At 61.9% G+C, this 11,825-nt stretch carries 12 protein-coding genes; 7 read left to right on the top strand and 5 right to left on the bottom strand.

The features are described 5' to 3' along the window. The first annotated feature begins 271 nt into the window (after nucleotides 1-271). From def to FJ319_08530, 5 genes are all read left to right on the top strand, one after another. Complete coding sequence (def, locus tag FJ319_08510; protein MBM3934327.1) at nucleotides 272-820, top strand: peptide deformylase; 549 nt, start codon at nucleotides 272-274, stop codon at nucleotides 818-820. 12 nt (nucleotides 821-832) lie between these two features. After that, nucleotides 833-2,332, top strand: a complete 1,500-nt coding sequence (locus FJ319_08515) for a CCA tRNA nucleotidyltransferase (GenBank protein MBM3934328.1) — start codon at nucleotides 833-835, stop codon at nucleotides 2,330-2,332. Further along, entirely contained in the window at nucleotides 2,313-4,214 is a 1,902-nt protein-coding gene (secD, locus tag FJ319_08520; protein MBM3934329.1) for a protein translocase subunit SecD, read from the top strand. Before FJ319_08515 ends, secD begins: the two co-directional genes overlap by 20 nt. After that, a complete protein-coding gene (gene secF, locus FJ319_08525) occupies nucleotides 4,135-5,151 on the top strand; it encodes a protein translocase subunit SecF (protein ID MBM3934330.1) in 1,017 nt (338 codons plus the stop codon). Before secD ends, secF begins: the two co-directional genes overlap by 80 nt. A 220-nt stretch (nucleotides 5,152-5,371) precedes the next feature. Next, nucleotides 5,372-7,459 (top strand): hypothetical protein, encoded by a 2,088-nt coding sequence (locus FJ319_08530; GenBank protein ID MBM3934331.1) that lies wholly within the window; start codon nucleotides 5,372-5,374, stop codon nucleotides 7,457-7,459. Nucleotides 7,460-7,535: 76 nt separating this feature from the next. Here the strand turns inward: FJ319_08530 and FJ319_08535 are convergent, their stop codons facing one another. The 4 genes from FJ319_08535 to FJ319_08550 are packed head-to-tail and all read right to left on the bottom strand — an operon-like array spanning nucleotide 7,536 to nucleotide 10,116. Next, nucleotides 7,536-7,907 carry a VOC family protein gene (locus tag FJ319_08535; GenBank protein MBM3934332.1) on the bottom strand — a complete coding sequence of 124 codons (372 nt, stop codon included), beginning with the start codon at nucleotides 7,905-7,907 and terminating at the stop codon, nucleotides 7,536-7,538. A 27-nt stretch (nucleotides 7,908-7,934) separates the two neighbouring features. Continuing rightward, nucleotides 7,935-8,684: an SDR family oxidoreductase gene (locus FJ319_08540; GenBank protein ID MBM3934333.1), complete on the bottom strand. Its 750-nt coding sequence runs from the start codon at nucleotides 8,682-8,684 to the stop codon at nucleotides 7,935-7,937. A gap of 19 nt (nucleotides 8,685-8,703) precedes the next feature. Continuing rightward, nucleotides 8,704-8,892: a hypothetical protein gene (locus FJ319_08545; protein ID MBM3934334.1), complete on the bottom strand. Its 189-nt coding sequence runs from the start codon at nucleotides 8,890-8,892 to the stop codon at nucleotides 8,704-8,706. Between the two features lie 15 nt (nucleotides 8,893-8,907). Continuing rightward, complete coding sequence (locus FJ319_08550) at nucleotides 8,908-10,116, bottom strand: alanine--glyoxylate aminotransferase family protein (GenBank protein ID MBM3934335.1); 1,209 nt, start codon at nucleotides 10,114-10,116, stop codon at nucleotides 8,908-8,910. A 124-nt stretch (nucleotides 10,117-10,240) separates the two neighbouring features. Here FJ319_08550 and FJ319_08555 point away from each other — a divergent pair, with 124 nt between their 5' ends. Beyond that, nucleotides 10,241-10,825 carry a TlpA family protein disulfide reductase gene (locus FJ319_08555; protein MBM3934336.1) on the top strand — a complete coding sequence of 195 codons (585 nt, stop codon included), beginning with the start codon at nucleotides 10,241-10,243 and terminating at the stop codon, nucleotides 10,823-10,825. 68 nt (nucleotides 10,826-10,893) lie between these two features. Here the strand turns inward: FJ319_08555 and FJ319_08560 are convergent, their stop codons facing one another. Next, on the bottom strand, nucleotides 10,894-11,124 hold the full coding sequence (locus FJ319_08560; protein ID MBM3934337.1) for a hypothetical protein: 231 nt from the start codon (nucleotides 11,122-11,124) through the stop codon (nucleotides 10,894-10,896). Nucleotides 11,125-11,400: 276 nt separating this feature from the next. Between FJ319_08560 and FJ319_08565 the strand changes: the two genes are divergently transcribed. Further along, nucleotides 11,401-11,825: DUF1800 domain-containing protein (locus FJ319_08565; GenBank protein ID MBM3934338.1), on the top strand; the 425-nt coding region annotated here is incomplete at its 3' end.

Consider the following 11,825-nt stretch of genomic DNA (forward strand, 5'->3'; position numbering starts at 1 on the left):
ACTTTGGCGGGGTTTGGGGGAACGCCGCCTGGAGGGAAGCCAGGATGCCGGGGCGTCTGTTACGCTGCGGGCTGCTCAGAAGCCCATCGCGTGTTAGGGTTAATACTAGAACAGAACGCTTGTACTTGTCAAGCCCCTGCAGGTGTCCGTTGACACACTGACCTGTTTTCCCTGATTTCCTTTTCAGAACAGGATCCTATCCTTTACATATTTTGGAAAGGGCCCATATAATCGAACATATTGTTACCTGTATCAACGCGGAGCAGACGAAGTGGCTGTCGTACCCATAATCAGGTTCCCGAACGGCGTCCTCAGAGAAAAGGCCAAGAAGGTCAAGAAGATCGACAAGTCGGTCGACCGGCTTATCGAGGACATGATCGACACGCTGGAGGACGCCGGAGGCGTGGGCCTGGCCGCAAACCAGGTCGGAGTTCTGCGCCGCGTCATCGTCATCCACTTGCCTGAAGAGGAAGAGCCGCGCGTGTACATCAACCCGGAGATCACCCACAAGGAAGGCCGGCGCGACGTAACGGAAGGCTGCCTCAGCGTCCCCGGCTTCTCGGGCCTTATTACGCGCGCCATCTGGGTGAAGGCGCAGGGCATGGACCGTCAGTGGAAGCTGGTGCGCCTGAAGGCGGACGGCCTCCTGGCGCAGGCGCTGGAGCACGAGATAGACCACCTCAACGGTATCCTTTACCTGGATCACATCACCAGCCACGAGAACCTGATCAAGCACGAGCCCGAGCCGGAGGAAGCCGCCGGCGCCGAGGATGAAGAGCAGCCCGCCGCACAGGCCCAACCGGAGACCGCCGGCATATAGCCGCGGCCTCTTATGAGCAACCCAGCCCGCCCCACTCTCCCCCTTTACGAAGCCCTGGCGCTGCTCCCTGAACACACCCGCGAAATCAGCCGCCTCCTCCACGGAATGGGTGCGGAAGCCTACATCGTCGGAGGCGCCGTCCGCGACTTACTCATGGGCAGGCGCCCTCACGACCTGGATATCGCAGTGCGCGGCGACTCCCGCGCACTGGCGGAGGCCATTGCCGCACGCTTCGGCGGGCACGCCATTCTTATGGACCGCGAGCGTGGAATCGTCCGCGTTACGGTGCACCTCGGCGATCAAGTGCACACGGTGGACATCAACCCGTACGTGCAGTCGATCGACGCAGACCTCGCGAGACGCGATTTCGCAATCAATGCCATGGCCGTAAGGCTGTCCGGCGACGGCGCATATTCGGAGCTGCTGGACCCGTATGGCGGCGTGCGCGACCTTGCGGCAGGACTCGTTCGCGCTGTTCAACCTGGCATCTTTGCAGCCGACCCCGCGCGGCTGATGCGGGCGCCGCGTCTGGCCGCCCAGCTTGGCTTTGCAATAGAGTCTGCTACTGACGCCGCGATCATCAGTCATGCCCCCCTCATTTCCACAATTGCCCCGGAGCGGGTGCGTGACGAACTGCTCAAACTGCTGGCGGCGCCGGGAGCAAAGGACTCGGTCATACTGCTGGACCGCCTGCAACTCCTGGGCGTCATCATTCCGGAGATCTACGAAGGACGTGGCGTGACACAGCCGGCCGAGCACTATTGGGATGTATTCACGCACAATGTAGAGACCGTAGGCCAGGTGGAGCGGGTGGTGACGGCGCCGGCAGGCTCAGCGCCGGATCTGGCGTTCGTGCCGCGATTTGACGGAATAGCGGAACACTTCGGAAGTGAGATTTCGGACGGACACACCCGCCTGACTCTGCTAAAATTGGCTGGTTTGCTTCACGACGTCGCCAAACCGGACACGAGGACCGTCGAGCCCGGCGGGCGCATTCGCTTCCTGGGCCACCACCTCGCCGGAGCAGAGATAACAGTGCGAATACTCGGCAGGCTGCGCGTCGGCCACAAAGGCGTCGCGCACGTGCGCGACATGGTGGAGAGCCACCTGCGGCCAAGCCAGATGGCGCAGCCCGGAAATCTGCCGACACCCCGCGCTACGTACAGGTACTACAGGGACATCGGCGACGCGGCTATCGACACACTGTACCTTAATATGGGAGACTATCTCGCAGCGCGCGGCCCAACCCTCAAGACCGATGACTGGCGACGCCATTGCACCGTCATTAGCCACATCCTCAAGGATGCATCCCCTCGCACCAGCGTAGAAAAATGGCCAACACTGGTCGACGGCCGCGATATAATAGGTACTTTCGCCATTCAGCCGGGGCCGGAGGTGGGCCGCCTCCTGGAGATAGTCCGAGAGGCGCAGGCTACCGGCGAGATAACAACCCGAGAAGATGCCCTTACATTGATCAAATCTAGTTTGCGTTCTGGAGGCAACGGTGCGTAGATACGCCCGGACTTTAGGAATAATCATCGTGTTGGTAGTAGCATCCCTCTTGATTCTGGGTTTCCAGACCTTCAAGATCGGGAACTTCATTCGCGGCGGCGACACGCCGTTGGGGTTGACCCTCGGGCTCGACCTCCAGGGCGGTAGCCACCTCGTCTACCAGGCCAGCCTCACAGACGAAGCCACTGGCCAGCCAATTATCCCGACCGCGGACCAGATGGAGGCGCTCAAGAAGACTATCGAGCGCCGCGTCAACTCCTCCGGCCTGGGAGAGCCGAATATCCAAATACTTGGTGACGACCGCCTGCTCATCCAGATGCCGGGCGTTACCGACCCGGACCGCGCCAAGCAGCTCATCGGTGAGACGGCGCGCCTGGAGTTCCGCCACCGACAACTCGAGGTGGCCCGGGCTATTGCGGGCCTTACCCAGGAAGACATCGTTGCCGTCCGCGTAGTGGACGCGGCCGCTCCGGTGGCGACGACAACCACGTCCGTAGAGTCCGCCACAAGCACGGATTCGAATGCGACAAGCACGGACTCCACAGCGACCAGCACCGAGCCGGTTATCACTACGCCGCCGGTCCCGGAGCCGAGGCTGGAGATAGACTTTACGGAAGCGGGCGCCACGGCCTTCGCCGCGGCCCTTGCGGAGATGGTCCGGAGCCTGGAGATCGTCCCCGGCAACCCGTCCGTCTACCCTACCCAGCTGACGATAGCCGTTGAGGGCAGCGACCAGCCCGCTCTGAACATCCCGTCCAGCCGCGTGCTGATACAGCCGGGCGGGTTCTCCATCCCGCTCGGCGGCGACCCTTACATTCGACGGGTCCCGAACACCAACACGTTCAGGGTCAACCTGATCGCCGGCCTGACGGACATGACCGAGGCGCAGCAGCGCTTCGGCAACAACCCCACGCTGAACCTCGGCCTGCTGATGGGCAAACTGGACGAGAGCGTGGGGCTTACGGGCGACGACCTGTCGCGCGCATACCCAGGCCAGCACGCCCAGACCAACCGGCCTATCGTGAACATCGAGTTCACGCCGGACGGCGCGAAGAAGTTCGCGGAGATAACCGGCAGGATCGCCGGCACGCAGGACCTGCTCGCCATTTACCTGGATGAAGAGGAACTGATCGCTCCTTCCGTCAACCAGGCCATCACCGGCGGCTCGGCATTCATCGAGGGCCAGGACTTCACTATCCAGCGCGTGCGCGACATCGCGCTGCTGCTTGAGTCCGGCCGCCTCCCTATACCGATCAACCTGATCCAGGAGCGCGAAGTAGACGCCATCCTGGGTAAGGACTCGCTTGAGAAGAGCCTGGTTGCGGGATGGGTGGGCCTGGCGCTGGTGATGCTCTTCATGGTCCTGTACTACCGCGTGCCCGGCTTCGTGGCCTCGCTGGCGCTTGTCGTGTACACGATTCTGCTGCTGGCGATCTTCAAGCTCTTCAACGTGACGCTCACCCTGTCCGGCGTGGCCGCCACCATCCTGTCGATAGGTATGGCGGTGGACGCGAACGTGCTGATATTCGAGCGTATGAAGGAAGAGCTCAGGGCCGGCAGGACAATGCTGGCGGCCATCAATATCGGCTTCAACCGCGCATGGTCCGCAATCCTGGACTCCAACGTTTCGACCCTGATTACCTGCGCAATCCTGTACTGGTTCGGCGATGCCCTTGCAGCGCCGCTGGTTATGGGCTTCGCTCTCAACCTGGCCATAGGCGTGGCACTCTCAATGTTCACTGCAGTTATCGTGAGCCGCACGTTCATGCGGTTCATCGTTGCAACGCCTCTCGGCAAGAAATATGGCCTGTTCGTCCCGTCGGCTGCCAAGCAGCTTCCGCAGAACCAGAAGCCGGCCGCCGCCGCGGACGCAAGGAGCTAAGCCGATGAACTTCATGAAGTACCGCAAGTTCTACTACGCGTTCTCGATATTGCTCACAGTGGTAGGCATTCTGTTCCTCGTTATGAACAAGGGTCTGAACCGGGGCATCGACTTCACGGGCGGCACGGCCATGACCCTTCAGATGGCTGATCCGGTAACCCAGGAGCAGCTGCGTGTGAAGCTGGCCGAAATCGGACACCCCTCCGCCATCGTCCAGAACTTCGGGAACAACACATACTTTGTCCGCACCGTCCAGATTGACGACCCGGCGCAAAACGCGCTGGTCGACTCGCTCAAGACCAGCCTTTCGCCGAACGGCATCGAAGTGCTTGCCACTGAGCTGGTCTCCCCTGTCGTGGCCTGGGATACAATCCGCAACGCGGGGATAGCCGTGGCGGCGAGCGCCGTTCTCATCTTCTTCTACCTGTGGTGGGCGTTCCGCAAGATGCCGAACCCGGCGCGCTACGGCGCGGCGGCGATCGTAGCCCTGGCGCACGATATCTTCATCGTGATCGGCATCTTCGCGCTGCTGGGCTTCCTGTTCGACACCGAGGTAAACACGATGTTCCTTATCGCGCTGTTGACGGTCCTCGGCTACAGCGTCAACGATACTATCGTTGTGTTCGACCGCATCCGTGAAAACGTCCTGAACCATACGAACAGGACGCTAACCGAGAATGCCAACAACGCGATCACGGAGACCATAGGCCGGTCCATCAACACCGGTATGGCGCTGATGTTCACCATCGCCGCGCTGCTGCTCTTCGGGGGTCCGACGATACGGGAGTTCCTGCTGGTGCTACTCATTGGCGTCCTCGCCGGCACCTACAGCTCCCCCGGTATAGCCACGCCGCTCCTGATAGACTGGGAGAACTGGCGCAAGTCGCGCGCGGCAAAGCGCGAGACCGCCCGGGCACAGCAGCCTGCGACGGCCTGACATTTGCTGATTTGACTGCCTTAGGGCCCGCCGGTACCGGCGGGCCCTGTTGTTTCTTCCCGGTAGCCTCACGCCGCTAGCCGTCGTATAATCAGCGGCGTCAGCCTTAAGGGTTACGCATCCGGCTTCCGCCCACCGTACCCTGTACCATGAACCCTGTACTTCGTACCCCACCGAGGTGCCTTTGAACACAATCAAGACCACACCCAGAGGCGTCCCAATCCCTGAAATGGTCTCCGTTACTGCCAGGGAGGTTGCTCCCCCACCCGCCTGGGCGCTGATGGAGCGCAACCTGATCAAGACTCTCGCCACAGCCGTGGACATCTTCAAAGAAAAGTACATCATGCCCAGCGGCATGGTCGTATATGTCCAGGACGTGGACGACGTCTATGAGGTCACCCACAACTGGGGGCTCTTTTACTCTCTGGGCGGCCCGGACCGCGTCATGGACATCGCCCTGGACGCGTGGAACTCCTGCACACGCTTCTTCGGCGAGGAGAACGACGCGAAGGACAGAGGCCCCAAGCACCACTTCTACATGCCGCAGCTCCAGAACGAGTATTGGAACCTTCACATCTCCTACAACTCGGACCCATTCCATATCGGCGAAGGGAGCCAGTCGTTCTACGAGTTCGGCCTCGGGAACCCGTACATCGACGAGAACATAGCCCGCGCGCGACGGTTTGCGGGGCTGTACCTCGGCGAAGACACAAAGGCGCCGAACTATGACCCCAAGTACAAGATCATTCGCTCACCCTTCCACAGCTCTGCAGGGCCGCTGCTAAGCTCTCGGATGCCCCGCGTGCCGCTGCTCCACTCGACGGGCAAGACGACCGGCGTGGTTGAGCTCGTGAAGCACTGGCTGGAGCCGGGGATGTACGGCGGCTACTCCCACCGCGCGCTCGTGCGCGACTGGGAGCGGTGGGCCGTGGCCGGCAAGCGACCGCGCGGGCGAGATGTGAACAAGCTGCTCTACCCAACGGTGAAGGACCTGGAGCCGGACTGGGACCGCGACCCGAAGCGGAGGGAAGAGGTCATTGACCTCTTCGACAAGATAGCCCTGAACAACGACATCCCGGACAACCTCGGCATGACGTCGATGGTCGCGAACGCGTACCTGTACACCGGCGACGAGCGGTACAAGAACTGGATCATGGACTATGTGGGCGCGTGGCTTGAGCGCACGCGCAAGAACAACGGCATCATCCCGGACAACGTCGGCCCCACGGGCAAGATCGGCGAGCACCGCAACGGGCAATGGTGGGGCGGCCTCCACGGCTGGAACAGCGACAGGGGCGCGGCGCGCTTCATGATGGGCGTGATCGCCATCGGCGCGCAGAACGCCCACCTGGTTAGCGGCGACAAACAGTTCCTGGACCTCTCCCGCTCGCAGCTGCAGGTGCTGCTGGACAACTCAAAAACGGACGAGAGCGGGCAGCTCCTGGTCCCCAACTGCTACGGCCCGGACGGCTGGCACGAGTACGTGCGCATGGATGCCTACGAGCCTAGCCATCTCTACCACGCCTCCGCAGAGCAGCGCGACTACGATATGCTCGTCCGCGTGCGGGAGGGTGACCGGCAGGTGGACTGGAACGAAGTGGAGCCCGCCCGGGACCGCGGCGGCGGCACATCCGAGGCGCCGCGCGTGCAGTACTACGCCGGCCTCAACCCGGATTGGCCGGAGAAGATCCTCACCGCTGAGACGAAGTTCGTGACCTACGTGTCCAATGCGATGCGGCTCGACGACCGTGACACGGACACGATGCTGGAGGAGAACCGCTGGCCGCCAAAAGCTACCGGATCCCCGGCGCGCAAGGACTACGGCTGCGAGCCCGCAAACCCGCTCGCCGTCAAGGGGCTGACGCAGGTCACGACCGGCTCGCCGCAGAACATATACAACGGCGGCCTCCACCGCGGCCTGGTGCGGTACTTCGACATGGAGAAAGTACGGCCCGGTCTGCCGGAGGATGTGGCGGCGCTGGTGGACGAGATAAGGGCGGACCGGGTGGGCGTGCAGCTCGTGAACACGAGCATGACCGAAACGAGGCGACTGATCGTGCAGTCCGGGATCTTCGGCGAGCACGAGTTCACAGACGTGACCGTCATCCAGCGGTACAGCACGGTCAACCCGCTGGACCCTATCCAGATCATGTATGACAAGAAGGCTGTGAAGGCGGAGGAGACCAATATCCGCATCAACGGCAAGTACCTCGCGGTGGAGCTGCCGCCGGCCACGAAGGTGCGCCTGAGCTTCGGCCTCAAGCGCAACTGCAACAAGCCCAGCTACGCCTTCCCGTGGAAGCGGTAGGCTGGGTCCAGTGACTGAAAGCACAGAGGGCGGACGAAAAGTCGTCCGCCCTCTGTGCTTATTGCGAAGTAGCTTGCTAAACGTGCTGGTCGAAAAGCATTGCGTTGCCGTCCGGGTCGATAATCGTGAAGAAACCCGGGCCGGAGGTGCTCGCGTCCGCTTCCTGCACGAATCTCACACCCTGTGATTTGAGTCGCTCCTGCAGCTCGCGGACATCCGTCAACGAGTCCAGCTTCTTCGCGTTGCCGTCCCATCCTGGGTTGAAGGTGAGCATGTTCTTCTCAAACATCCCCTCAAACAGGCCGATCACTACGCCGCTGTTCTTCACGATAAGCCATTTCTGCGCCGCGTCGCCGGCGAAGTGCTCGAACCCGAGCTTCTCATAGAAAGAGCGAGAGGCCTCGATATCCTTCACCGCCAGGCTGACCGAAAACGCGCCAAGTTGCATGCTGAAACCTCCATGGGAGCCGCTAATTCAGTACGTCGCGCGGCCGCCGCTGATGTCGAACACCGCGCCGGTGCTGAAGGAGCACTCGGGCGATGCGAGCCACGCCACGAGCGCTGCGACCTCCGTTACGTCCCCCGTGCGCCCCATCGGGATCTTCGAGAGCATGTAGTCAAGGTGCTCTTTGGAGACCTGCTTGAGGATGTCCGTCTGTATCACCGCGGGGGTGACGCAGTTCACGCGAATGCCGGTCTTAGCAAGCTCTTTGCCTACGGACTTGGTAAGCCCTATCACGCCCGCCTTTGTGGACGAGTACGGTGACGCCTTTGGGTTGCCTTCCTTGCCGGCGATAGAGGCGATGTTGACGATGCGGCCGTAGGCCCGCTTCAACATCTGCGGTATCACCTCGCGGTGAAAGATGAAGACGCCGCGCAGGTTGGTCTTGTAGACCTGGTCCATCTCCTCGACCGATAGCTCCCACAGGTTGGCCGAGCGCCCGGCGATGCCGGCATTGTTCACGAGGACGTCTACCCGACCCCACCGCTCGACAGCCCGGCGGACGGCGCTCGCGGCCACAGCGGGCTCTCCAACGTCCCCCACCTCCACCAGCACGTCCACGCCCTTCTCGCCCAGCGCCGCGGCCGCCTGCTGCGCCTTCGCGCCGTCGTAGTCCACCATCACTATATTCGCGCCCTCGCTGCCGAGACGGGTCGCCACCGCAAGCCCTATCCCCACCGCTGACCCGGTAATCAGCGCAACCTGGCCATCGAACCGTGCCATGAGTGAAGCTCCTTGGTTGTCAGTGTAGTGGGCAGACCACTATGGCCGCTTTCTGGTGCCACTGGTACTCGCCGCCGTCGCCTCCCGCTGCCGCGGCGGCCTCTTGCTCGCTCACAGCGCCTTCCGCAACCGCCCAGGCGCTCGTGAAAAACCCCATCACCAGGAGAACTGCCAGCGATATTGGGAAAACCAGCGGCAAATTCCTCATCCCAACCTCCAAAAGCTATCTGGCGCCTGCCGCCGCCGCCAGAGACGCGCTGGCGGCGGATACCCCCGCCCCAACCGGCACTTCGTAGCCGCAGCGCGGCAGAATGTTCTCCAGCGCCGAGAGCAGCGCCAGCACATACTCGGACTTGCTGGACTCTCCCATCAGGCCGATGCGCCAGACCTTGCCTGAAAACTGGCCCAGGCCGCGCCCTATCTCGATATTGTACTCACGGAGCAGAGCGTTACGGACTTTGCCGTCGTCCACGCCTTGCGGTATCCAGAGCGGCGTAATCTGGTCGAGCCGGTGCGGCTCAGGCACCACGAGCTTTAGCCCCAGCGCCTGCACTCCCGCCCTGAGCGCAGCGGCGTTTCTCTTGTGGCGGGCGATGCGATTGTCCACCCCTTCTTCCACGAGCATCCTGAGCGCTTCCCGCAGGCCCAGTATCATGCTTACCGGCGCGGTGTGGTGGTACGTGCGCTCAGGTCCCCAGTACCGGGCAATAAGGTCCAGGTCCAGGTACCACGAGGCGGGCTTCTGCTTGCGGTTCTTGATAGCCTGCCGCCCGCGCTGGCTCAAGGCCACCGGCGACATACCCGGCGGGCATCCAAGGCACTTCTGGCTGGCCGAATAGCAGTAGTCGATTCCTTCTGCGTCCACGGTCACTTTCGTCCCGCCCAGGGACGTGACGGCGTCCACCATGAAGAGCGTGCCGTACTGTTTCGCCAGTCGCGAAATGTCACCCAGCGGCTGCTGCACGCCGGTGGATGTCTCCGCGTGGACTGTAGCGATGAGCTTGACCTGCTTGTGCCGCTTGAGCTCGGCTTCCATCATCTCGGCGGGGAACGGCTTGCCCCACTCGCTGCGAAGAATAACGACGTTTGCGCCCACCCGCTGAGCCATATCGTACATGCGCTCGCCGAAGAAGCCGCACACGCCCAGGATGGCTGTGTCTCCCGGCTCCAGAAGGCTGGATACGCCGGCCTCCATGCCCGCGGAGCCCGTCCCAGCGATGGCCATGGTTATGGCCTCTTCAGTCGTAAATACGATTTTGAGGAGGTGGGATACCTCCTCCACGATCTCCATGAAATCCGGGTCCAGGTAGCCGATCATCGGGGCCATCATGGCCTGCAGGACCCTCGGGCTGGCGTTGCTGGGACCAGGCCCCAGGAGAACTCGAGGGGGCACCATCGGCATTGTGGACTCCGGAAGCGCGTTACGGGTCATCGTTGTCTCCATATATACTCTTTGTCAGGCGTGGCCTGGCGGACCGGAATCGAAACGGCGGCATGCCGCATCTTAGGGGTTACCGGGCCGGCCCTGGCAACCACAGTATTATAGGAGACGCGTTATGGAGTGTCCACGTTGGCTATTGCCCGCGATCGCGTTGTTCTCCACATTCCTGATAGTCTCCGCGGCGTGCGATTCCGAGGCGCCGGCTACCGCGCCGACGATAGCTCCTGTGGCGGCTTCCGGGCAGCCGGCGGCAGCCGTGGGCAACCGAGTAGGCAACCGCGCTCCGGAATTCGCCATCCAGCTCGCGGACGGCTCCTCGGTCTCATCCGAACAGCTCCTGAAGGACGGGAAGCCGGTGTTCCTCTTCTTCTGGGCAACCTGGTGTTCCACCTGCCGCGGTGAGCTCGAGCGTATGAAGCAGGTCTACCCCGCATTCGGCGACGAGGTCGCCTTTTATGCAATCGGGATAGACCCGTCCGAGAGCATTTCCGATCTGCAGGATGTCGCCCGGTCGCGCGGTTACCCCTGGCCGGGCGCCCTCCCCAACTCCACCATGGCGCGCGACTTCAACGTGCTCCAGCAGTCCACCAAGATTGCGATCGATTCAGAGGGTAAGATCATCTACAGGGATGGGTACGGCGTCGGGAGCGACGACACGTGGCGCAGCACTTTGAGCACGCTGACGGCCGGCGTCCGGTGAAAAAAGAAGGCCCCGTATTCACGGGGCCTTGAGGTTATTAGCCTATCGCCGAAGTGGGTTCAGCGCCGCTATCTAAGCAACCAGAGCCAACCCCACTGGATGATCGTGAGGATGAACCCAACGGACAGCAGCGTGATAATGCCGAACCAACCCAGAATTCCCACCACGCCTACGCAAAGACCAATAATGAGTGCAAACGCCAGAAGAGTAGCGCCGCGCTCGATTACGTCGTCGAAGCTGCGGATACTGATGAGCCATTTGCCGGCTCCGCCAATGCCCCGGACCATTGAACCTAGCATGAACCCACTCCTTCATGACATGAACCCAAGGAATCTCGCTCATTATAGCACAGTTGCCCTTGGTGGGCCGTATTCTACCCTGATGGCTAGAAAAACTTCAAGCCCTCGAATCAAGATTACGACTTCATAATCTGCTGTCCCCGGACTCCCACTGTTTCGCCCCTGCTTGACACCGGCGGTCTCCAGTGATAATCCTTCACATTGTAGGCCGCATTACGGCGGTCGCCCACCTTGTGTGTCGCAATTCGTCACACCTTCTCCCTGGGAGGGACGCAAATGGCGAGCAACGAATTGGCACTGGTTGCGCACCTGATGCGAAGGGCCGGTTTCGGCGCTTCCAGAGCAGAGATGGACCGCCTTGCCCGCAGGGGGTACGACGCAGTGGTTGACGACCTCGTCCACCCGGAGCGCTTCCCTGACGTTGAAATGGACATCATCGAGCGCTACAACCACGCGCGCCCCGGCCAGACGGACTGGATTTACCGCATGGTGAACACCGGCCGCCCTCTCAGGGAAAAGATGGCGCTGTTCTTCCACCACGTCTTCGCCACCGCCAACTACAAGTCGGACAACCCGCAGGCGTCGTACTTCCAGCTCGACATGTTCCGCGAGACCTGCATGACCAGCGTAATCAACGTCCTCACACGCCTGTCCAAGGACCCCGCGATGCTCTTCTGGCTGGACAATAACGAAAACCATCA

The sequence above is a fragment of the SAR202 cluster bacterium genome, from assembly GCA_016872355.1.
In the GTDB taxonomy this organism is placed as follows: domain Bacteria; phylum Chloroflexota; class Dehalococcoidia; order Lucifugimonadales; family VGZY01; genus VGZY01.

Excerpts from the sequence above, each read along its gene's own strand:
- FJ319_08515 (MBM3934328.1), top strand. The coding sequence starts at position 833 with ATGAGCAACCCAGCCCGCCCCACTCTCCCCCTTTACGAAGCCCTGGCG.
- secF (MBM3934330.1), top strand. The coding sequence starts at position 4,135 with ATGGCCTGTTCGTCCCGTCGGCTGCCAAGCAGCTTCCGCAGAACCAGA.
- FJ319_08535 (MBM3934332.1), bottom strand. The coding sequence starts at position 7,907 with ATGCAACTTGGCGCGTTTTCGGTCAGCCTGGCGGTGAAGGATATCGAG.
- FJ319_08540 (MBM3934333.1), bottom strand. The coding sequence starts at position 8,684 with ATGGCACGGTTCGATGGCCAGGTTGCGCTGATTACCGGGTCAGCGGTG.
- FJ319_08545 (MBM3934334.1), bottom strand. The coding sequence starts at position 8,892 with ATGAGGAATTTGCCGCTGGTTTTCCCAATATCGCTGGCAGTTCTCCTG.
- FJ319_08550 (MBM3934335.1), bottom strand. The coding sequence starts at position 10,116 with ATGACCCGTAACGCGCTTCCGGAGTCCACAATGCCGATGGTGCCCCCT.
- FJ319_08555 (MBM3934336.1), top strand. The coding sequence starts at position 10,241 with ATGGAGTGTCCACGTTGGCTATTGCCCGCGATCGCGTTGTTCTCCACA.
- FJ319_08560 (MBM3934337.1), bottom strand. The coding sequence starts at position 11,124 with ATGCTAGGTTCAATGGTCCGGGGCATTGGCGGAGCCGGCAAATGGCTC.